Origin of the sequence: Caldivirga sp. MU80 (genome assembly GCF_001663375.1) — an archaeon.
Classification (GTDB): Archaea; Thermoproteota; Thermoprotei; order Thermoproteales; family Thermocladiaceae; genus Caldivirga.
The window spans coordinates 43,752-64,501 of record NZ_LCTF01000002.1 but is presented as its reverse complement, the minus strand read 5'-3'; the positions used below and the strand labels follow the sequence as shown (position 1 = coordinate 64,501).

22 protein-coding genes are annotated in these 20,750 nt (G+C 44.9%); 11 read left to right on the top strand and 11 right to left on the bottom strand.

Features of this window, described 5'->3' with window-relative positions; genetic code table 11:
* The first annotated feature begins 2 nt into the window (after positions 1 to 2).
* From AAX04_RS11575 to AAX04_RS00895, 3 genes are read left to right on the top strand one after another with little or no spacing between them, the layout of a single operon-like run.
* Positions 3 to 809, top strand: coding sequence for an energy-coupling factor transporter transmembrane protein EcfT (locus AAX04_RS11575; protein WP_156519624.1), 807 nt, complete (start codon positions 3 to 5; stop codon positions 807 to 809).
* Positions 785 to 1,546, top strand: coding sequence for an energy-coupling factor ABC transporter ATP-binding protein (locus AAX04_RS00900; protein ID WP_066792843.1), 762 nt, complete (start codon positions 785 to 787; stop codon positions 1,544 to 1,546). Before AAX04_RS11575 ends, AAX04_RS00900 begins: the two co-directional genes overlap by 25 nt.
* Positions 1,539 to 2,303 (top strand): Rossmann-like domain-containing protein, encoded by a 765-nt coding sequence (locus AAX04_RS00895; RefSeq protein WP_066792928.1) that lies wholly within the window; start codon positions 1,539 to 1,541, stop codon positions 2,301 to 2,303. Before AAX04_RS00900 ends, AAX04_RS00895 begins: the two co-directional genes overlap by 8 nt.
* A 9-nt stretch (positions 2,304 to 2,312) precedes the next feature.
* On the opposite strand, the gene AAX04_RS00890 is transcribed toward AAX04_RS00895, so the two are convergent.
* Both AAX04_RS00890 and AAX04_RS00885 read right to left on the bottom strand, forming a co-directional pair.
* Entirely contained in the window at positions 2,313 to 3,086 is a 774-nt protein-coding gene (locus tag AAX04_RS00890; protein ID WP_066792841.1) for a P-loop NTPase, read from the bottom strand.
* Positions 3,083 to 3,499, bottom strand: coding sequence for a hydrogenase maturation nickel metallochaperone HypA (locus AAX04_RS00885; protein WP_066792839.1), 417 nt, complete (start codon positions 3,497 to 3,499; stop codon positions 3,083 to 3,085). The genes AAX04_RS00890 and AAX04_RS00885 overlap by 4 nt, the downstream gene beginning before the upstream one ends.
* Positions 3,500 to 3,585: 86 nt before the next feature.
* Between AAX04_RS00885 and AAX04_RS00880 the strand changes: the two genes are divergently transcribed.
* Positions 3,586 to 5,478 carry an AMP-binding protein gene (locus tag AAX04_RS00880; RefSeq protein WP_084761116.1) on the top strand — a complete coding sequence of 631 codons (1,893 nt, stop codon included), beginning with the start codon at positions 3,586 to 3,588 and terminating at the stop codon, positions 5,476 to 5,478.
* Here the strand turns inward: AAX04_RS00880 and AAX04_RS00875 are convergent.
* From AAX04_RS00875 to AAX04_RS00865, 3 genes are read right to left on the bottom strand one after another with little or no spacing between them, the layout of a single operon-like run.
* Positions 5,465 to 5,881, bottom strand: coding sequence for a CopG family ribbon-helix-helix protein (locus AAX04_RS00875; protein WP_084761115.1), 417 nt, complete (start codon positions 5,879 to 5,881; stop codon positions 5,465 to 5,467). The two genes, AAX04_RS00880 and AAX04_RS00875, sit on opposite strands and share 14 nt — an antisense overlap.
* A gap of 47 nt (positions 5,882 to 5,928) precedes the next feature.
* Positions 5,929 to 6,522, bottom strand: coding sequence for an MBL fold metallo-hydrolase (locus AAX04_RS00870; RefSeq protein ID WP_066792833.1), 594 nt, complete (start codon positions 6,520 to 6,522; stop codon positions 5,929 to 5,931).
* A 39-nt stretch (positions 6,523 to 6,561) separates the two neighbouring features.
* Positions 6,562 to 7,539: a (Fe-S)-binding protein gene (locus AAX04_RS00865; protein ID WP_066792832.1), complete on the bottom strand. Its 978-nt coding sequence runs from the start codon at positions 7,537 to 7,539 to the stop codon at positions 6,562 to 6,564.
* A 127-nt stretch (positions 7,540 to 7,666) separates the two neighbouring features.
* Here AAX04_RS00865 and AAX04_RS00860 point away from each other — a divergent pair, with 127 nt between their 5' ends.
* Genes AAX04_RS00860 through AAX04_RS00830 form a run of 7 tightly spaced genes read left to right on the top strand, consistent with a single transcriptional unit; the run spans position 7,667 to position 14,734 of the window.
* Entirely contained in the window at positions 7,667 to 8,002 is a 336-nt protein-coding gene (locus tag AAX04_RS00860) for a 4Fe-4S dicluster domain-containing protein (protein ID WP_066792831.1), read from the top strand.
* A 5-nt stretch (positions 8,003 to 8,007) separates the two neighbouring features.
* On the top strand, positions 8,008 to 9,342 hold the full coding sequence (locus AAX04_RS00855) for a CoB--CoM heterodisulfide reductase iron-sulfur subunit A family protein (protein ID WP_156519623.1): 1,335 nt from the start codon (positions 8,008 to 8,010) through the stop codon (positions 9,340 to 9,342).
* Positions 9,339 to 11,285 (top strand): CoB--CoM heterodisulfide reductase iron-sulfur subunit A family protein, encoded by a 1,947-nt coding sequence (locus AAX04_RS00850; protein WP_066792825.1) that lies wholly within the window; start codon positions 9,339 to 9,341, stop codon positions 11,283 to 11,285. The genes AAX04_RS00855 and AAX04_RS00850 overlap by 4 nt, the downstream gene beginning before the upstream one ends.
* The gene (locus tag AAX04_RS00845) at positions 11,282 to 11,731 is read left to right on the top strand and encodes a hydrogenase iron-sulfur subunit (protein ID WP_066792823.1); all 450 of its coding nucleotides are present in this window, start codon (positions 11,282 to 11,284) and stop codon (positions 11,729 to 11,731) included. The genes AAX04_RS00850 and AAX04_RS00845 overlap by 4 nt, the downstream gene beginning before the upstream one ends.
* Entirely contained in the window at positions 11,728 to 12,714 is a 987-nt protein-coding gene (locus tag AAX04_RS00840; RefSeq protein ID WP_066792817.1) for an oxidoreductase, read from the top strand. The genes AAX04_RS00845 and AAX04_RS00840 overlap by 4 nt, the downstream gene beginning before the upstream one ends.
* Positions 12,711 to 14,216: a Ni/Fe hydrogenase subunit alpha gene (locus AAX04_RS00835; protein ID WP_066792814.1), complete on the top strand. Its 1,506-nt coding sequence runs from the start codon at positions 12,711 to 12,713 to the stop codon at positions 14,214 to 14,216. The genes AAX04_RS00840 and AAX04_RS00835 overlap by 4 nt, the downstream gene beginning before the upstream one ends.
* A gap of 26 nt (positions 14,217 to 14,242) precedes the next feature.
* Positions 14,243 to 14,734, top strand: a complete 492-nt coding sequence (locus AAX04_RS00830) for a hydrogenase maturation protease (RefSeq protein ID WP_066792813.1) — start codon at positions 14,243 to 14,245, stop codon at positions 14,732 to 14,734.
* On the opposite strand, the gene hypE is transcribed toward AAX04_RS00830, so the two are convergent.
* The 6 genes from hypE to AAX04_RS00805 all read right to left on the bottom strand — a co-directional run bounded on the left by hypE (position 14,714) and on the right by AAX04_RS00805 (position 20,363).
* Complete coding sequence (gene hypE, locus AAX04_RS00825) at positions 14,714 to 15,769, bottom strand: hydrogenase expression/formation protein HypE (protein WP_066792810.1); 1,056 nt, start codon at positions 15,767 to 15,769, stop codon at positions 14,714 to 14,716. The genes AAX04_RS00830 and hypE overlap by 21 nt on opposite strands.
* Positions 15,770 to 15,795: 26 nt before the next feature.
* Positions 15,796 to 16,761, bottom strand: a complete 966-nt coding sequence (locus AAX04_RS12560; protein ID WP_369818397.1) for a hypothetical protein — start codon at positions 16,759 to 16,761, stop codon at positions 15,796 to 15,798.
* Positions 16,742 to 18,124 carry a carbamoyltransferase HypF gene (hypF, locus tag AAX04_RS12555; RefSeq protein WP_369818396.1) on the bottom strand — a complete coding sequence of 461 codons (1,383 nt, stop codon included), beginning with the start codon at positions 18,122 to 18,124 and terminating at the stop codon, positions 16,742 to 16,744. Before hypF ends, AAX04_RS12560 begins: the two co-directional genes overlap by 20 nt.
* On the bottom strand, positions 18,118 to 18,471 hold the full coding sequence (locus AAX04_RS00815) for a HypC/HybG/HupF family hydrogenase formation chaperone (RefSeq protein ID WP_066792808.1): 354 nt from the start codon (positions 18,469 to 18,471) through the stop codon (positions 18,118 to 18,120). Before AAX04_RS00815 ends, hypF begins: the two co-directional genes overlap by 7 nt.
* A gap of 1 nt (position 18,472) precedes the next feature.
* A complete protein-coding gene (gene hypD, locus AAX04_RS00810) occupies positions 18,473 to 19,765 on the bottom strand; it encodes a hydrogenase formation protein HypD (RefSeq protein ID WP_369818395.1) in 1,293 nt (430 codons plus the stop codon).
* 142 nt (positions 19,766 to 19,907) lie between these two features.
* Complete coding sequence (locus AAX04_RS00805; protein ID WP_156519622.1) at positions 19,908 to 20,363, bottom strand: hypothetical protein; 456 nt, start codon at positions 20,361 to 20,363, stop codon at positions 19,908 to 19,910.
* Positions 20,364 to 20,750: the final 387 nt, after the last annotated feature.

The following is a 20,750-nucleotide window of genomic DNA, read 5'->3' as shown; positions in this document are numbered from 1 at the left end:
TCTTGTTTAAAAATTATCGAAGCTCTCTTCTTCAATTATTCATCGATGAACTATCGAGGATCTACGAGGACCTAATGCTCGGCAGTGATGTACGTACGAACCCAGCCCTGACGCTCGTTGCAGGGTTAGCATTAACTGTGGCGGCTTCGTCAACGAATAACTTATTGCTTTTATTATTAACGGCCATATCATCAATATCCTTTTTACTAGCCCTTGGTGTTGAGTTATTAAGGTTAATCAAGCCCTTCACAGTAGCCACATCCTTCACGTTAATCGTGGCTCTACCTGCCATTGTTAATGATTTATATAAGCTGGGCCTGCCTGGCATTAAGTACTTGGTTATTTACCAAATAGTGGCGTTTATTCTCAGGGTCTCCGTATCGACGCTCGTGCTTGTAGGTACTGTGTCGTATCTGGGGTGGATGAATATTGTGAGGGCGCTCATTATTTTAAGAATGCCCAGTTTCTTAACTAGGTCGTTGATGTTCTTTCTGCTTTACATACCCATAATGGCCAGGGAGACCGTGAAGATGCTCGCCGCTAGGGAGGTTAGGCTCATTAAGAGTAGCCGCAGTGAGACTTGGCGCATCCTCTCTACCGTAGTTAGTGACTTAATATTGCGCTCAATTGAAAGATCACAGAGACTGGGCATGGCTATTGAGGCGAGGAGTCCTGGTGCACGCTATAGTACTACCTATGCATTTACACTAAGCAAGCGTGATTACCTAATACTAATGGTAATCCTCACACCATTCATAATCTATGTAACGTTGATGGTGATCCCATGGGGACCAACACCGATGCTGTAGGATCGATGAGAAGCGTGGCCCTGGAACTCGTGGACGTCTGGTTCAGGTACCCAGGACTTAGCGATTACGTACTTAGGGGCGTTAACCTCAAAATTACCAACGGTCTCACGGTCATTGTTGGCGAGAATGGCAGTGGTAAAACAACGCTTTTAATGATAATGGCGGGGTTACTAAGGCCCGAGAGGGGCAAGGTCCTTTTTAATGGTATGGATATATTTAAAGAAATAAGGCATGTTAGGGGTATAATGGGTGTCGTATTTCAAGACCCGGACGACCAATTATTCAACTTCACCGTTTATGATGAGTTAGCATACACAATAAGACAGATGGGGTTTAGCGAGGATTACATAAGGAGGCGAATCACTGAGGTCTCGGAATTGCTGGGGATAAAGCACCTACTGGATAGAAACCCCCTCAGGTTAAGTTATGGTGAGAAGAAGCTCGTTACAATAGCCTCAGCCCTGGTGCATGACCCAGAGGTCGTCCTGCTGGACGAACCGACGGCATTCCTCTCAAGGAGGCATGCGAGGAGGATAATATCAATAATAAAACAATTATTAAGTAATTCGAAAACACTGATAATCGCCACCCATGATCCGTGCCTACTCTCGATTGCAAAGTCCGTGGTTGTTTTGCGGAATGGCATAACCGAGACCATGAGCGTAACTGAGGCGTACAATGACGAGTATGTAAGTGATTTATTGGGGTTAAATAGGGATTGCGCACGTGATGCTTAAGCCCATTATTCAAACCATAGCCGAGCGCGTGGTTGGTGAGATTTATGGCGAAGAACTTTCTATAGATGATTATTGCGTGTGCCTCAGGGCGGCTTACGTAGTCGTTAAGGATCGGTTTGGCAGGAAGGCGTTGGGTATGGCGCACATACCCCATGAGGAAGTGCATGGGGTTGGGATCGTCAAGGCACCAAGCATCGATAGACTTGTTGACATGGTTATTGATTTAAATACGCTTAATAGGGTCCTCGGGTTAGCCACCGTCAACGCAATTTCTCAATACTTAATGATTTATAGGGGCTTCGATAAGGAGCTAAATTTCGACAAGGGGATTCTGAATTTAATAACGGAGGGGCCCGTCTGTATTATTGGTAGGCTCGACCCATTGGTGCGTGAGTTACGTAAACGCGGTATTGAGTGCTACGTTTTTGAGAAGTCCCAATTAATGAGGGGCGATGCTTATTCAGAGGTTGAGGAGTTCCTACTCGTGCCTAAGTGCAGGGTTAATGTGATCACCGGCATGGCGCTGCTCAATTTCACGTTAGATGCATTATTACGAATGTCCAGGGGCCTCAACATCGTTGCTGGGCCTAGCGTGAGCGTACTGCCTAAGGCGTTGAAGGGGATTGGTATACATGCTATAGCGTCAATATTGTTTACGGATGTGGACCGTGCAATTTCACACCTTAAGCTCGGTAATTACGTGTCTTTAATCACCCATAGTTACTTAGGTAAACCCTACATAGCGATGATTGAGTAATTAAAGGCGTCATTTCTCAATGATTGCTCTCACAATCTGCTCCAGCTTACTCAATAGCTCTCCCCTGTAATTAATTATTGAGCCTATGTAGTTCTCTAGCGATGGGTCTATGGGTAGCTCTATGATGCTTAAACCGTATTTCTTACCTAGTTCGTAAGCCATACCTACATCCCCGAAGGGTCTTATGATACTTGCGCCGTGTTGTATGTAGGACATGTTTACTATGAGGTACCTGGGTTGTTGCTTGGCATCGATTAAGTACCTTATTAAGTCCTCAACAACGTATAGTGATTGCTTTGATGGTGTCGTGACTATAATAGGCGTGAATCTGGTCACCCTGCCTAGGACCAGCAACTCATCGCTCATCCCGGGCGGCATATCGATTATCACGAACCTTGAATCGCCATAGTTTGCGAATGCCAGTAAAGCCTCCATAACATTGCCCTCGCGCTCCCCAGGCAGTACTACGTACTTAGACCCTACTATACCCCTTATGCTTATGACACCTAGGTTGTCGAGGACCTTTATTGGTTCAATCCCCTCCTTACTAACCTCATGCATCCTATCCTGAACGCCCATGGCCCTGGGTATGGACGTGCCATGTACGTCTAAATCAACGAGCGTGGTTTCGCCGTACCGCGCCGTCAATATTGCTATTAACGAGGCTATGGTTGATTTGCCTACGCCGCCCTTACCGCTCATTACGGCCACAACAACCTTACCGCTCAACCTCTTCCTCGCTAACTCCCTTAAAGGCTCCGTACTTATTGATTCTACCCTCATTTCGTAACCACCTCAACAACCCTTATCTGGGACTCCAGCATTTCAATATCGTGAGACCCGCACCTGGGGCATTTAAGGAGTGTTGGTGCTAGGTCGGGCATTAAGTGCAGCGGGTACTCCTCACCGTACTCACCCATTAATTCCTTTAGTTGTTTATTTACATCGTTCTCGGAGAACACGTAACCGCAGGCTCTGCACCTAAACCTAGGACTTACCTGCCTAACCTCCAGCTCGGCATTTACAAGTCTCGATTCCTGCTTGAGCATGTTGAAGGCATCTCTAAGTACTTCGAGATCTATCATTGCTATGGTCGGGATCTCAACCACGACCTTAATTACTGAATCAACATTATTATCCCTGGCCCACCTATCCACGCTCTCTACTATGGCTGCCGCAAGCGACCACTCATGCACAGCCACTAAGCAGGGAAGCCTTATTTAAGTAGTGTACTCATTTCCGTGAAAAATACTCATTAAACCCTAGTGCCGTTTCAACGGTGATGAAGAAAGTACTCGAGAAGTTACTTAATGGTGGTAGGATTGTGCCGCCGACCATGAAGTACAAGGCCATAGGCTTTCCTGAGTATAAGAGAATACACAGCGACAGTATTAGGGATTTAGCGGGCTTTTGGGCCAGGGAGGCTAAGCAATTAATTTGGGAGAGACCCTGGGACAAGGTACTTGTTGGTCAGGGGCCTGAGTCGAGGTGGTTCGTCGGTGGTAAATTAAGTGCGTATAGGAACATCATTGAGAAACATAGGAATACGTGGGTTTGGGACAAGGTTGCAATTATTTGGGAGGGTGAGGAGGAGATCGCCAGGGTGTTAACCTACGGCGAGCTTCACGACCTAGTCATCTCGATGTCGAAGGTATTGCGCGGATTAGGGGTAAAAGATCATGATTGGGTCATGCTCTACGCACCGCCAATTCCCGAGGTAATAGCCGCGGCCCTAGCCTCCGTGAGACTTGGCGCGCCCTTTGAATTTGTCTTCACGGGGTTCGGCGCCTATGAGCTTAGGGGGCGATTAATGAATAGGAGGCCCAGGGTATTGATTACTGTCGATGCGTTTCCAAGGAAGGGTAAGCCAATTATGGTTAAGGACACCGTTGATAAGGCGTTGAGTGATTTAGCTTTGGACGTAAAGGTTGTTGTAATACCGAGGCTTAATATTGATGTGAGGCTTGTTAAAGGACGTGATTATTACCTAGACGAGGTTCCGACGATGGATCCTGGCGAGGCCTACGTTCATGATGCTAACGATCCATTATTCGGCATTCACGCTGGGTATGATAACGGCAGTAGGCCGTTGACTCACGGAGTTGGTGGCTACTTAACGCAGACGTACTCAACGACGAGGTGGATGGGGCTTAGGCCACGTGACACCTACCTATGCACAGTAATGCCAGGTTGGATAACGGGTATAACCTACGTTCTATTTGGTCCGTTCATGGTTGGATCAACCGTGGTGATTTACGAGGGTGGGCCTGACTACCCACATTGGGATAGGTGGTGGTCGATACTTGAGAGGTATGCCGTAACCGTGTTCTTAACGACAGGTGGTGCCTTAAGGATACTCTCTAGGCAGGACGCTGGGTTATTGAGGGCACATAACCTTGACATGCTGAGGCTTGTGTTAACCACGGCTGAGCCTCTCGAGGTTAGTGTTTGGCGTTGGGCTTATGAGTACGTGGGCACGGGTACTGTACCCACGATAGACTCTATACCGAGTAAGTTAAGTGGTAGGGTTCCGATAATACACATGTTCATACAATCCGAGTTTGGCACATTCGTAACAGGTAGCCTACCTAATTACACCTTCGTCCCACTAGTTCCGGGTTCGGTGGGGCCGCCAATACCTGGCTTTGATTTTGATGTAGTTGATGGGCTAGGTAACAGCGTAAGGAGTACGGTTGGGTACTTAGTGACTAGGTCTCCATGGCCTGCAATGCCCATTGAGTACCCAATCGAATTCGTTAGGAGGTGGGTTAATGGGGTTTACTACGTTGGTGATTACGCACTCATGGATTACGACATGAACATCTACGCAGTGGGTAGGTCTGACGCTGTAATGAAGATAAATGGTTATAGGATTAGCCCAGGTGATTTGGAGTCCGCGCTTAGGAAGGTCCCAGGCGTGCGGAAGGTCGTGGTTGCAGGCTCATTGGATGAGCAGAAGTTCGAGGTGCCGTTTGTCCTAATTGAGGGTGATGTTGATGAGACGACGGTTAGGAGGGTCATTAGGGCTGAGGTGGGTCCCATAGCTGATCCAGGCAGGGTTGTGATAACGAGGGAGTTGCCAGACATACCAGTTGATGAGTTAAGGATGAGGCTTAAGCAGCATCTCTGGGGTATTGTTGAGGACCCAGTTATTAAGGGACTTATTGGGTCTTGAGAGGTATATTAATTACCCTCATGAACTTAATGCCCTTCTTAATTGCCGAGAGCCTACTCACGAGCTCCTGAACCTTACCGTACTCGCCCATGGCATGTATGACCTCTACGCAATCCCTGTCACCAACGTGGACGTGCGTTGTGACCCTAATTAAATCCTTGAACTCGTGCTGTAGATCCGTCACGTTCTTCTCCACATCACCAAGCTCATGGTCGTACATCAACACCACAAGCGAGAGTACGTAACCCCCGGTTGTCTCCTCTATAATGCCTGCCAGGGCGTTGGCAAGTAATGAGTTTATGAACCTAGACCTATTGATCTCGCCTTGCTTAACCATTAAGCCGTCGACTGTCCTTAATAACTCCTCATCTAAAGCCAGTGATACCCTCCTAGCTCTACCCACGGATTATTAAGTTATCCCTGGATTATAAATGTTTAATTACGGTGGCATTACAGCAATATTACCTGTGTGTATGGTTGCACTATATCCCTGAACTTCACGAAAAACCCCCTATCCGTGAAGTGTATCGGTATTGAGATGGTGGGTCTAAGGAGCATCACGGCATCGGCAGCCTCCTCAGGCGTCATTACTGTATTACCGCCTATTGGTGCAAAGAGAATATTTATCTTTCTATTCCTAAGCACAGCCACCTCCTCTATTAGGTCCGTATCACCCATGTGGTAAAGAACCTTCCCGTCAATGTTAATTACGTAACCAACACCAAAACCCTTAGGGTGAGGTATCGAACCATTTACTATCTTAGTAATATTGTAAGCGTTGACAATTTCAATTACAATATTTGAACTAAGCTTTATGGTATCGCCGGGATGTACTTTAATTCCATAAAAGGGCGAAATTACATGCCTATCATGGAGTAGTTCCACGCTTGGCGCATGATTACTATGATTATGGGTATAAAGTAAATAATCACAATTTATATCGGTTAGTATATCTATACAAATCTTCTTATTATCATACTTAATAAAAATTCCAGCTAGATCTCTACGCTCTATTTCCATGCTACTATATACCAGCCTAACCATATAAATTCGCCGTTTACGGTTTTATAGATCCTTATAAGATTAAAGTAATTCAGCTATGTCGAAAACTCGTGCACCAAACTTATTTTCATGACTCATTAGATTTATATAACATATTGGACACATTACCAACACGTTCCTTGAAACCTCAGTCAGCATTTTCATCCTACTTTCAGAAAGAATATTAGTGGCACTTGGACTTATAGACTCAATAGGGCCACCACAACACCTGGTTCTTCGTCCAGCCTTAATAGGTTCTTTATACCGCACTTTCATAGTATCCAACGCTTTCCTTATTGTCTCAGACATGTTAGCGTATCTAGCCAAAATACATGAGTCGTGGATTACATATTCCAACTCAGAGTCTCTTGTTTTAATGAGGTCTGGTTTTTCGGAAAGGATCTCGAGGTAATGCAAAACCTCAAAATCAAAATTATCCACGTACTTTGGGTATAGATACTTAAGGGCATGGTAAGTATGGGGATCTATTGTATAAATTCTCTTAATACCTAACGACTTAAAGTAATTCGCAACCTTTCTGGCGTATTCCTTAAATGCTTCCTCAAATCCTAAGTCATAAAGAATTGCACCACTGTATGGTTCATCCTCATAGAGATAGGCAACCTGAGGGTCATACTGCTTAATAATCATCGCTATATTCTTTAATATCTTCGGTACAGTGTTTTTCAACCTACCTAATTCTTCCTTAGTTAAGAAGAAAAATGGTATAAAATCGTGTAAATTTATTTTACTACTTAAATAAAGAATAAATTTAATTGGGACAGGAATACCCTCTATTCCTTCAAGTAACTTAAGAGCCTTAGCAAACGCTTTCATATAAGGCATCATCTGGTAAAAACATGATGTGTACAAAATGCTCGGACCTCTTCGCGGAAATATATGCTCATCCTCCCATTCATAGCATTCTTTAGTAAGACCGAGTGGATTATTCGTTTTATCCAAAAACTTAGACATTAGGACCAAAAGATCCCCCACGGGCGTTATTGAGACATTCCCCATTGTTTCTCGATTCTTGATAATTAAAATTAAAATATATAAATTTTATTTCATGTAAATATTATTTCATGGCATGGGAAACAAAGCTTATATGACTAGAGGTAAATAATACACGACGAGTGTTCGTTATATGAGTAAACATATAGAGGTAAGACCAGAGATATATACCAAGATAAGGGATTTTATGAAGAAGCTTGGTGCTGACGATTTTATAAAATGCTTTAATTGCGGAACATGTACGGTCGCTTGCCCCATCGCTGAGGTGTTAGGTATTGTGCCTTTTTCACGAAAAATCATTAGGTACATAATGCTGGGTCTTGAAGAGGATTTAGTAAACTCGAAGGAGATTTTGTTATGTCTACATTGCGGTGAGTGCTCAGAATACTGCCCTAAGGGTGCGAATCCGGCTGAGACTATGCATGCATTGAAAACCTACATCATACAAAATTATTTACTTAAGAGGTGAGCGTTATGGAGGGGGCAAAGCTTGGTGAGGTGGCGGTAGTTGGAGGGGGTATAGCTGGTATTCAAGCAGCATTGGATTTAGCCGATACCGAATTTAAGGTATACTTAATAGAACGAAGCCCAAGTATTGGGGGTAGAATGGCCCAACTGGACAAGACATTTCCAACGCTTGATTGTGCATCATGTATATTAACCCCAAAGATGGCTGAAGTGTTAAGGAAGGATAATATAGAATTGTTAACCCTTGCGGAGGTTGTAGATGTTATTAAGAATGGAAATAAGTTCAAGCTTACCATAAAGCAACGCCCAAGGTATGTAGACACAAATAAATGCACCGGTTGTGGGACGTGTGTTGAGAAGTGCACTGCTCGTGGTAAGCTTGGCGCACCTGATGAGTTTAATGAGGGCCTTAGTACGAGAACAGCTGTATATATCCCATTCCCGCAGGCCGTGCCGAAAAAAGCTGTGATAGACCCAAACATATGCTTGCGCTTACGTTATAAGAGGGGATGCGGGATATGCGAGAAGGTATGTCCCGCCAATGCCATAAACTTTAATGATACTGAAAGAATACTTAACCTCACTGTAGACGCCGTAATAGTTGCCACAGGTTATAAGTTCATAGACCCTAGACTTCCTGAATTGTCGATTTATGGGTATGGTAAATACCCAGAGGTTTACACGAATATTGAGTTTGAAAGAATACTTGATGCTAGAGGACCAACTGGTGGTGCATTAATCAAAAAGGATGGATCGCATCCTGAGAGGATAGTGTTTATACAGTGTGTTGGTTCGAGGCATTACAAGATAAATCCCTATTGTTCGGCGTATTGCTGCATGGCATCGATCAAACAAGCAATCCTAGCTAAGGAGCATGAGCCTAAGGTCGACGTTACCATATTATACATGGACATAAGGGCTTATGGAAAGGGATTCCAGGACTTCTACAACAGAGCCGAGAATGAATATGGAATACGCTTTATAAAGGGAAGGACTGCTGGTATTACCGAGGATCCAAGCAAAAAGAAGCTCATTGTTAAGTATGAGGATGTTATGCGCGGTACCATAGAGACCATGGAGACTGACATGGTGGTACTTGCATTAGGTATTGTTCCTAACATACCAAGTTTCCTGAATAGACTAGGTGTTGTTCGCAATGGGAGGGTCATTACAAGACCTGGAGATCCCATATCCACGTACGTAGATGGTATATTCGTAATCGGTGCTACTTTAAATCCCACAGACATACCTGACGCTGTACTTCAGGGTAGTGCAGCTGCTGCAAGAGTTACTGAGCATGTTCTCAGGAGAAAAACTCCATTTGAGGTGATGAGGTCATGAGAGATAAAGATGTAAGAATTGGGGTGTATATCTGTCACTGTGGAACTAATATTGCAGGTATAGTTGATGTGGAGGAGGTTGCTAGGTACGCATCATCAATCCCCGGCGTGGTTGTTGCCCGGCACTACACATTCATGTGCTCGGAGACCGGCCAAAACATGATTAAGGACGACATCAAAAACCTTAAGCTTAATGGGGTAGTTGTTGCAGCATGCTCGCCGGCGTTGCATGAGGTCACGTTTAAAAACGCCGTTAAGGAGGCGGGTCTTAACCCATATTTATTTGAAATGGTTAACATAAGGGAACACTGTTCATGGACGCACACGGATAGGAGGTTAGCCACTGAAAAGGCGAAGGACTTAGTCAGGATGGCTATCGCTAAGGTTAAAGAGCTAGAGCCCCTAGAGGAGGTAAAGGCTGAGGTAGTTAATAGCGTGCTCGTAGTAGGTAGTGGTGTTGCTGGCTTAAGTGCCGCGTTAACGCTAGCACGGGCTGGGCTTACCGTATACATTATTGATAAAAGACCCGTATTAGGCGGCTTCGTAACTCGATTAGTCAATATAGCCCCCATTGGAATTAGGGGTAGGGAATTTGTGAAACCCATGATTGATGAGTTAGTCGAGATGCCTAACGTTAAAGTATTAACAAATGCCGAAGTCATTTCGGTTGAAGGAGGGGTCGGTAACTTTAAGGTAAGGATACGCCAAAGACCTACTTACATAAGTGACCTCTGTACATTATGTGGCTATTGCGAAAAGGCATGTCCCATCGAAGTACCTAATGAATATGAAGGTAAACTAACCATGAGAAAGGCTATCTACCTGCCGTTCAAGGAGGCATACCCACCTAAGTATGTGATTGATGAAAATGCATGCACCAAGTGCGGAAAGTGCATTGATGCATGTCCGGTAAAGGCTATAGATTTATCGGTAAAGGAGCGATACATCGATTTAAATGTAGGGGCTATAATAATTGCAGTAGGGCATGAACCTTATGAACCAGATAAGGGGGAATTTGGTTACGGCTTAACCAGGAGGGTCATAACATCATTACAGCTTGAGAGATTATTAGATGAGGAGGGACCTACTGGAGGAAGATTTATTATTGACGGTAAAGTTCCTAAGACCATAGTCTTCATATCATGCGTTGGCTCGTTGATTGGTAATAAAACTACAAATGCATGCAGCAGAAGATGCTGCTCAACTATAACTTACGACACATTAAAAATACTCAGCAAAAACCCAGATTCTCATATATACATTCTCTATAGGGATATTAGAACCTATGGTTTTGAGGAGGAGTTATATTGGAAAGCCCTGGAGAATGGGGTCGTATTTGTTAAGTTCGAAGAACCACCCAAAGTCGAGGTTATGGGCGATAAGATAATGGTGTATGTTAGAGAAGCCACGATAAATAAAAACATAGTAATACCCGCAGACCTAGTTGTTTTATTCGTTGGCATGACCCCGAGTAACGCAGGTGAGATAGTTCGCATCTTTAAATTAAGCCGTACAGCCGATGGCTTCATTAGGGAAGCCCACCTAAAACTAAGACCCGCCGAGACCCCCACTGAAGGCATATTCCTGGCTGGCGCAGCCGCAGGTCCTAAGGGGGTAATGGAAAGCGTGATCCACGGTGCAGCCGCGGCATCCAAAGCACTGGCACTATTATTAAATAAGAAATATATACTCAGGGAGCCCCTCGTAGCGAAGGTGGACGAAGAACTATGTAGCGGCTGTTTAATATGCGTTGGTATGTGCCCGTTCAACGCAATTTCTGTTAAGTATGTAGGTGAAAGAAGAGTTGCCACAGTTAATCCATTATTATGCATGGGATGTGGTACATGCGCTGCCGCATGCCCATCAGGCGCCATGGAACATAACGGTTTTAAGGATAAACAAATTCTAGCACAGGTAAGGGCTTTTGCTGGGGTGGTAGTATGAGTAGCGAATACGAACCTAAGGTACTGATGTTTACATGTAATTGGTGCAGCTACGCTGCCGCGGACCTAGCCGGCACCAGTAGAATGAAGACACCACATAACATCAGGATAGTTAGGGTTATGTGCTCGGGCAGAGTCGATCCGCAGTTCATAATGGAGGCCTTTGCGCAGGGTGCTGATGGTGTCATAGTGTCGGGTTGCCACCCTGGTGATTGCCATTACATGGAAGGTAATTACAAAGCATTAAGAAGGATGTTATTATTAAGGAAGTTATTAGAGCAGCTAGGAATAGAACCAGAGAGACTTAGACTAGAGTGGATATCTGCCTCGGAGGCTAGGAAATTCGTTGAAATCACAACCGACACAGTCGAGAAACTAAGAAAACTCGGTCCTTTAAAGCCACGTCTTGATTATGTACGTAAGATTATGGAAGAGGTGGTTAAATGAGCCCGAAGGTACGTGTAGCTCTGTACTGGCTCGCAAGCTGCGGTGGTTGCGAGGAGTCACAAGTCGACGCTATTAGCGATAAGATAGACATTATTAGTAACCTGGAAATAGTTTTTTGGCCCGTAGCCATGGACTTTAAGAAAGAAGATGTTGAGAAACTACCTGACGAATCAATCGATGTGGCTGTTATAAATGGTGGTGTGAGATTGAAGGAGCACGTGGAGATGGTGAAGCTTCTCAGAAGGAAATCAAAGATCGTTATTGCTTATGGTAGCTGTGCCTCCTGGGGAGGAATACCAGGACTTGCGAACCTTTACGACATTAATGAAGTACTTTCTAGAGTTTACTCAGAAGTGCCTACACTCCAGGAAAAAGGAGTTATGCCAAGGCCTAAAAGCGTAACTAATGAGGGTATGGAGATAGAATTAACCGAGGTGTTGCCAATGCTTTTACCTCTCGATGCCGTCATCGATGTTGATTATTATATACCTGGATGCCCACCAACCCCAGAGACATTTTTAAAGGCGTTAGAGACGCTACTAAGCGGGAATCTACCCCCAAGGAAGTCAGTGATTGGCGCTTCGACGAGGGCTTTATGTGAGGAATGCCCTCTAAATAAGACAAAACCTGATAAAGTCCTTATAAAAGAGATCAGAAGAATTTACAATACGAAGATAGATCCAAGCAAGTGCTTATTAGTGCAGGGAATACCCTGCCTAGGCCCAGTTACTAGAGGTGGCTGTAATGCCAAGTGTCCAAGGGTTGGATCACCCTGTATAGGTTGTTATGGACCGTTAGATAAGCACATTGATTATGGGGCTAAGGCAATCTCATTTATAGCAAGCATTTTAGATTTAAATGATGAAAACGAGATAAAGAAAGCCTTAGATAACGGTATACCGGATCCCGCAGGCCTTGTCCATAAATTTACGCTACCAGCATCAAGACTAAAAGTTAATCTGAAAAGGGGTGAACACAAATGAAGCCAGCAAGGTTCGAAAAGATAATTATTGATCCAATAACAAGACTCGAGGGCCATGGTAAGATCATAGTCGTGCTTGACGAAAACAAGAATGTCATTAAGGCATATCTCCAAATACCTGAACTGAGAGGTTTCGAGAAATTCCTTGAAGGTAGAATGGCAGAGGATGCGAATATTATAACGCCTAGGATATGCGGTGTATGCCCAACAGCTCATCACATGGCATCAACAAAAGCACTCGATGATTTATTCCATGCCGAACCACCGCCTGCGGCTAAGAAAATACGTGAGTTAGTATATAACATATTCATGCTTGAGGATCACGCATTACACTTCTACGTATTAGCCGGGCCAGACTTTATTGTAGGACCCACGGCACCTAAGGAAGAAAGAAATATACTAGGTGTATTAAAGAAGGTTGGCGATTTAGGGCTTAAGATTATTTCCGTAAGAAGGAAATTACGATTAATCAATGAAGAAATAATGGGTAAGGTCGTTCATCCAACTTTCGGTAGGCCCGGTGGTATTTCTAAACCGTTGAGCGAGGATGTAGTTAAGGAACTTAAGGAAATTATTGATCAGGCACTTTGGTTAGCCGTTACGACAGAGAATGTATTTAAGAAAATTATAGAAACAAATAATGAAGTAGCAAAATATCTAAAGAGTGATATCTATAGGGAAGAGACTTACTACATGGGTATAGTTGATGATAAGAATAGACTGAACTTTTATGATGGAAAGATAAGGATTGTAGATCCTAAGGGACGTGAAGTTGCGAAGTTTGATGCGCATGATTACCTGAACTATATTGCCGAACACGTAGAACCATGGACGTACGTTAAATTCCCGTATTTTAAGACTATTGGATGGCGCGGCTTTAAGGATGGTATAGATAGTGGTGTGCTTTGTGTAGCACCGTTGGCAAGACTTAATGTTTCAGACTCTATGCCAACACCAAGGGCTCAGGAAGCGTTTGAAGAGATGATTAAATTTATGGGAGAAAAACCTGTGCATTACACATTAGCTATGCATTGGGCTAGGGCGATAGAGATGATTTACTCTGCGGAAAGAATAAAGGAATTACTCGAAGACCCAGACATACTATCCAAGGAGGTCTTAAACATACCAACTAAAACACCGGGGCCAATCGGCATTGGCGCAGTCGAGGCACCAAGAGGAACCTTAATACATCATTATGAGAGTGATGAAAGGGGTATTTTAACGAAGGCTAACTTACTAGTGGCTACGCAGTTCAACGCCGCAAGGATAAGCTTAGATATTGACAAAGCAGCTAAGATGTTCGTAAGAGGCACCGAGATTTCAGAGGGTATGCTTAATATGGTTGAGATTGCATTTAGAGCTTACGATCCATGCTTTGCATGCGCTACACATGCATGGCCCGGGGGGCTAAAGCTCGTTGCAGAGTTCTACGATTCCAAAGGTGGTTACTTAGGTAAGAAATATCTTGATGCTAATTTTACCACAGCGTGCAACATCGATTAAAAATAATCTTCTTTCTCTTCAAAAATATGCAAAAGATAAGAGTCATTTTTTTGGGAAATAGTTTATTTTTAGAGGATAAAATAGGGCTTTTAGTTGGAGAAAGATTAAGGGAGAATCTTGAATCCTTAGGTTTAGAAGTTGTGATAACTGAAAGGATTGGAATAAACCTCCTAGATTTAATTATTGGAGTTGATTTACTGATTATTGTTGATAGTGTGTATGTCGATAATGATGAACTTTGGGGCGAGGTGCTAATATTAAGTTTAAATAGTTACTATGGGAATAGTATTAAGGCGCCACATACATTGAGTTTAAGAGATTTACTAGATATTGCTAAGATGTATAATTTAGGTCCACCTAAGGAGATAATAATTATTGGTATAGGAATAAGAGATTTAGTAACGTTATCTAGTGATTTATCTGAGAAATTAAAGAAAAAGCTTGACTATATAACTAATAAAGTATTCGATTTAATAGTTCATTTTTCTCAAAATATGCTAGCAAATTCTCGGCACTAAGTCACCTCTTGGCGGTTCAAGTATTCTAAATCCGCCTGACACTGTCCTCATAAGGACATACCCACTGTACTTCTCACTCTTCCTAACCTCACCGATGATTCTGGCGTTAACAAAGCCCAGTGAATGCATATACGCCATTACTTCATCCGCTACCTGTGGATCAACCGCTAGGACCGCGACACCCTCACTGGCTAGGTATAAGGGGTCTATGCCGAGCATACCTGCGAAGAATGAGACCTCTGGGCGTACCGGTATTGCAGATTCATCAACCACAATTATGGCATTACTTGCTTTGGCCCAATCATTAAGGACCATCGACAGGCCACCCCTGGTCGGGTCCCTAGCTGCGTGTATGTAATCACCATACTTTTCGATTAATGGTAACATGAGCTTTGTCAAGGGCCTAACATCGCTCCTCAACCTTGACTTCTCAAGGAGCTCTGTCGACACATCACTACCTAATTGGTACGCCAGGATCACCGCGCCATGGTCGCCTACGTAATCACTAACTATGATTTTATCGCCAACCCTCGGCACATCAACAATGGGTTTCTTCGCTAATCCGATACCAACGGTAGTAATAACTATTTTATCCAGTTGCCCCTTGGGCATTACTTTAAAGTCACCACCAATGAGTGCTATACCCTCTTTTTTAAGTATGTCTATAAATGAGTCGATGATTTTCGATAGGTCATCCATGGGGAATCCCTCCTCAACAACCACCGAGTCCAGCATCGCCAAGGGTTTTCCGCCCATCATGAGTACATCATTTATTGAACCGGATGCCGCCAGCACGCCAATATCCCCTCCTGGGAAGAAGGGTGGGTTTACGGTGTAGGCGTCTATGGTCACTATTAAGTAATCACCGCTTGGTAGCGGTATGGCGGCAGCATCGTCTGGGAAGTCTATACCAACGCCATTACCAACTCTCTTAAGCGATTCCTCTACCCTACTGAAAATTAATTTTTCAAGGATTGCCGAGGTTTCGACACCACCAGACCCATGGGCAAGCCTGATGTACTTATCAAACTCCATGTCCATTGATTATTTAGTGCCGAATTTTAAATATTGTTGTTAAATGCCGCGTAATAGGCTTGACCTAGTGCAATACCACCATCGCCAGGCGGCACCTTACGTGGCAGCACGACGGTACCTCCGCAATTGTTAACTGCCGAGTTTATGCCCGCATATACATAATCATTAACCGCAGCACCACCTGCCAGGTAAATCCTTGGGTTACCAACCTCCCTAGCTGCAATGCACGCCACATCTCCCAAAGCCTTACCAACACCATACTGAACCGTGTAGGCTATATCCTTCGTGCTAACACCACTAATCAAAGCCTCATAGGCCCACCTAAAGAGCCTCGCTGTGTCGACTATGTAAGCTCCACCATCCCTCACAACGACATCCCTAATAACTCCATTGCCTATGTATGAACCACCCCTGGCATGGGCTTCGAGAGCTATTGCTGGCTCACCCTCATAACTCCTGTACGTGCTTAAGCCGAGCAATGCCGATACTGCGTCCAGGAACCTTCCAATGCTTGACGTCATTAATGAATTACGTAACTGCCTAAGAATAACCCTAACTTCCAACTCACCGCCTGGCAGCTTCGTTGTGAGGCCCAACCTACCCACGGCATCGAGGACCTCACCATCACTGAGGAACTGGGATAGGTAGGAGATAACCATCCTCACAGGGTACATTGATGCCAAATCACCGCCTGACATTGGTACGTACCTAAGGTGTCCGAATCTCACGAAATCATCGCCATCTACAATAAGCACCTCACCACCCCAAACCATGCCATCTGATCCATAGCCCACACCGTCAATTGCTATTGAAACGAAAGGCTCAACTTCGCCCCACTCAGCAGCCGTGGCCAACGCATGCGCGTGGTGATGATAAACACTCACGTAATCCAGTCCGTACTTCTCAGCCCACCTATGGCATAACCACGTTGATGCGTATGATGGGTTAGCATCGCACATTAATAATGGGTCCTTAATACCGTAAGTCTTCATGAACCAAAAGTTCCCTGTCCAGGTCCTCAAGGGTCTCGTACTCGTCCAGGTCACCTATGTACTGCGTGAGGATTACCTTATCCTCAACCGCAACTGCACCAGCCATCTGCAGGTCTGCGCCAAATGCAATAATGGGCCTGCGCAGTCTCCTACGAATCCTAACCCACATTGGTGCATAGCCCCTGGACCTCCTGAGAATCACGACCTTATCCCCCGTGAACCTAACAACACTGTCATCGACCCTATGCGCAATTTCCAGGTCATGATCAAGTACGTAATCAACAACCCCCCTCAACTTATTCATCACGCAATTGATGCTTGCGCACATGGGGTGCCCGTGGACATTACCGCTGGTCATTATTAGGAAGTGATCTTCAACCTCGCTGAGCAGTAGGTAATGGAGTGCAGTGTAAGGTAGGAATACGCCTTCCTTATCCAGGTTTGGGGATACGTATTTTGAAACTGGCGTATCAGGCTTCTTAGGTAGGAGGACTATGGGTCTTTGCGACGATTTCAATAAATCCTTAGCACTATCATTCAATTCGACGAGCCTCCCTGCAATATCTAGGTCAAGCGCCATTACCGCGAATGGCTGTGTCGGCCTCTTCTTTCGCCTTCTTAATTTAAGTACCACATCGTCCAATGAGGCTAGGGCAGCTATGTGGTAACCACCAACACCCTTAACAGCCACTATGTAGCCCTCATCAATGAGTTTCGCTGTATCGTGAATAATATCCCTAGTACCTATGGGCTCACCATCAATACTTAGTAATCTAACCCCTGGACCGCAGTATTTGCAGGACAACCCCTGGTAATAATACCTCCTAATACCACCTACCTCTGGCTCCCAGTACTCACGCTCACAATGTGGGCACATCCTAAAGCTACTCCATGAGGTATTGTGCCTATCGTATGGTAATGCTTTAATCACCGCGAAGCGAGGTCCACAGAAGCTGCAGGAGTTGAATAGGTACCTATACCTCCTGGGGTTATTGTTATCCAGAATCTCCCTGAGGCAGTCCTCGCATATCGCCATGTCAGGCGGTATCATGGATATGGCGCTCCTCTCAACCCTACTCTCAAGTATCTTGAAGTCACCATACCCCAGGGGTTTGGCCTCCGTTATTTCATACTCCTCAATGTATATGGCGCTGGGCCTGCTCGTGAGGAACTCGTTTATGAAGGAATTTACGGAGTCCCCCGGACCCTCGATGTGTATCTCAACCTCACCACCGCCGAGGTTCCTAACGAAACCCTTGATCCCGTATTTATCGGCCAATAACTTAACGTATGGCCTGAAACCAACTCCCTGTACTATACCCACAACCCTTATGTTCTTAGCTATGTAACTCACGCTCACCACATCTCCCTAACAACACCCCTCTCTCCTTCCCTAGCCCTCCTGGCTATCTCAAATATCTTATCGAACTCCTCCTCAACCTCCCTAACGGCCTTCTCAGGGTCATCACCAGCCATAAGTGCCAACTCCCTAGCTAACTCCTTCTTCTCCTCAATGAATTGGTTAATAGCATCTAGGTCAAGCCTCGTTATTATCACGCCTGCATGTACCATGACCAAGTCACCCCTGTTCACCCTCTCGTTGGCTATACCAATAACCACCGGCCTAGGTATACCGTCGCCTATATCAACGTAGGCTAAGGAGTTCTTTTCATCTATGTCTAGGACCACGGCAGGTACAGCCCAACACATGTCACATCACCAAGCCTAGGTCTTTAGCTATCTCCATCGATAAACCACCCCCACCAAACCTAGCCCAAACGGCGCAGGCACCCTCCATGGAGACCATGCATGGTCCAACTGGGTGATCTGATGTGCACTGCTTCATGAACAGTGGGCAATCCGTCGGCTTAGCCTTACCCAGGGTGACCTCGGCACACTTACAACCAGGTGGTAAGTCGTATCTCCACTCTTCAGGCGTTAAGTCCTTTATACCGAAGTACTCAAATGCATCGAATTTACTAAACATGGGCCTAAGGGCTAAGCCGCTCTTGGGTATATAACCAATACCCCTCCATGCTGAGTCCACGGTCTCGAACACGGTCCTAATTGAGGATTGAGCCTTCACATCGCCTTCCCATTTCACAGCCCTTGTGTACTCAATAACCACCCTAATATCATTCCTAGCCAATTGCCTAAGGATCTCCGCTATTGCCATCAAAACATCGTTAGGTTCAAAACCAGCCACAACCACTGGTATACCGTAGTTCTCAACTATCGGTGTCCAGGCCTTGCCACCTATTATTGTTGAGACATGGCCTGGTGCTATGACGCCCATGACGGGGCAATCATTGGGCTTCTCTCTAAGTATGTCGAGTGAATAGAAGGCAGCAGGTGGCGTTAGTTTTACCAGGCTCATTAACTTAAGATTGCTCGGCAGTAGGTTCTTTAACGCAGCTTCTGCGTAACCAGGCGCAACGGTTTCAAAGCCTATTCCCACGAACACGGAATCCTTACCATGTTTCCCAGCGTCAATGGCTGCATGGACTATGCTATGCACTATCCTAACATCGGCACCCAATGCCTTAGCCTCTGCAAGGCTGCGGGCGTCATTTACGGGCTTAAGAGCCGGTAACCTAAACACATCGCCATACGTATACACAACCACGCCCTCCAGCGCTAACTTAATCGTCTGCTCTATGTAGTATGATGGAGTGACGCATACAGGACAACCAGGTCCTGCCACAAGCTCCACATTGTTGGGTACTAGGGATCTAATGCCAAAGTGAACTATAGTCCACTCATGGGTACCGCAGAAGTCCATTATCTTGAACACGTAATCCTCACCATAGCTCCGTCTTAGTATATCGGAGAACTTGAATATGTACTCCCTCAGTCTCCTGGTTATGGCAATGTTCCTCCTGAAGATTAACTCAGCCACGTTAATCCTATCCTTAATCACGGGGCAATTCCAACAATCAATACTCTGTTGAGGAAGACAGACGCCGTTTAGGCGTGCTTGGTTATTAGTTAATTGATTAACCACACCATGCTTATATGAACCGTGTTAAAATACTTTTTTATTATTCATAGTGATAATAAATAGCGATAATAACAGGGTTTTAAAACGTGAATTCTCAACAACCAGGTTTACTTTGACTCATCCTCCTTCACAACGCCTTCCCTCTTTAATTGCTCGTACCACCTTGAGTGCTCCTTAACCACGTCAAGCTGCTCTTACCGCTGTGGAATACCTCGTTATATGGGAATATTATTGGGCTGAGATGCGTATACGCCATGTGGACTAGTAGCAAAAACATAACTGCAAGTATCGCCTCCCTAGTATGAAATATAAACGCCAAGTCGGCATCAACTGATGGGCTCCAAAACGCCATTAATACGCCGGTAACACTTATGATGATACTACCGGCAAACTCGCCCCAGTACTCAAACAGCTCCTCTGAGTCGTACTTATGAACCCACTCTGGCAATGGATGCTTGGGATTGATTAACCATATGGACCTATGCAACATGTACTTAACAAAGACCAGCGAGAATATTTGCAGAAGGAACCATTTCTCCCGAACGCTGTAGCCCCTGATCTTGTCAACTATTACCCCAGCTCCATAATAACCAAAGCGCAACAACATGATGAAGCCCATTATTATTTCAGAAATTATGTGAATATAGGATTAATTGATAGGGACCGCTGAATGATGGCCATAGGAAGTACGGCAGAGACCCGCTAAAACTCACCAAGCTTTCTATGTACACCTGCCTCCATAATGGGTTCATATCGAGCCAAGTCACGAAGCCCGTGAAGTCGCAGATGGCGAATGTAATGAACACCAATATGTGCTGAGCCCTTTGCCACGGATTCCACCTCTTAATCATTGGTGACCCGACCCTCTTCAACTTAACCCAAAGCCCTGCCTCCCTACCAAAAACTGCGAGGTACCCCCAGGACCCAGTACGACCAGCAAAGCCCCATTATTATTGTTAATATACAATACAGGGTACCTATGGCATAA

Excerpts from the sequence above, each read along its gene's own strand:
- AAX04_RS00900 (WP_066792843.1), top strand. The coding sequence starts at position 785 with ATGGGGACCAACACCGATGCTGTAGGATCGATGAGAAGCGTGGCCCTG.
- AAX04_RS00895 (WP_066792928.1), top strand. The coding sequence starts at position 1,539 with ATGCTTAAGCCCATTATTCAAACCATAGCCGAGCGCGTGGTTGGTGAG.
- AAX04_RS00890 (WP_066792841.1), bottom strand. The coding sequence starts at position 3,086 with ATGAGGGTAGAATCAATAAGTACGGAGCCTTTAAGGGAGTTAGCGAGG.
- AAX04_RS00880 (WP_084761116.1), top strand. The coding sequence starts at position 3,586 with ATGAAGAAAGTACTCGAGAAGTTACTTAATGGTGGTAGGATTGTGCCG.
- AAX04_RS00870 (WP_066792833.1), bottom strand. The coding sequence starts at position 6,522 with ATGGTTAGGCTGGTATATAGTAGCATGGAAATAGAGCGTAGAGATCTA.
- AAX04_RS00865 (WP_066792832.1), bottom strand. The coding sequence starts at position 7,539 with ATGGGGAATGTCTCAATAACGCCCGTGGGGGATCTTTTGGTCCTAATG.
- AAX04_RS00860 (WP_066792831.1), top strand. The coding sequence starts at position 7,667 with ATGAGTAAACATATAGAGGTAAGACCAGAGATATATACCAAGATAAGG.
- AAX04_RS00855 (WP_156519623.1), top strand. The coding sequence starts at position 8,008 with ATGGAGGGGGCAAAGCTTGGTGAGGTGGCGGTAGTTGGAGGGGGTATA.
- AAX04_RS00850 (WP_066792825.1), top strand. The coding sequence starts at position 9,339 with ATGAGAGATAAAGATGTAAGAATTGGGGTGTATATCTGTCACTGTGGA.
- AAX04_RS00845 (WP_066792823.1), top strand. The coding sequence starts at position 11,282 with ATGAGTAGCGAATACGAACCTAAGGTACTGATGTTTACATGTAATTGG.
- AAX04_RS00840 (WP_066792817.1), top strand. The coding sequence starts at position 11,728 with ATGAGCCCGAAGGTACGTGTAGCTCTGTACTGGCTCGCAAGCTGCGGT.
- AAX04_RS00835 (WP_066792814.1), top strand. The coding sequence starts at position 12,711 with ATGAAGCCAGCAAGGTTCGAAAAGATAATTATTGATCCAATAACAAGA.
- AAX04_RS00830 (WP_066792813.1), top strand. The coding sequence starts at position 14,243 with ATGCAAAAGATAAGAGTCATTTTTTTGGGAAATAGTTTATTTTTAGAG.
- hypE (WP_066792810.1), bottom strand. The coding sequence starts at position 15,769 with ATGGAGTTTGATAAGTACATCAGGCTTGCCCATGGGTCTGGTGGTGTC.
- AAX04_RS12560 (WP_369818397.1), bottom strand. The coding sequence starts at position 16,761 with ATGAAGACTTACGGTATTAAGGACCCATTATTAATGTGCGATGCTAAC.
- AAX04_RS00815 (WP_066792808.1), bottom strand. The coding sequence starts at position 18,471 with ATGTGTTGGGCTGTACCTGCCGTGGTCCTAGACATAGATGAAAAGAAC.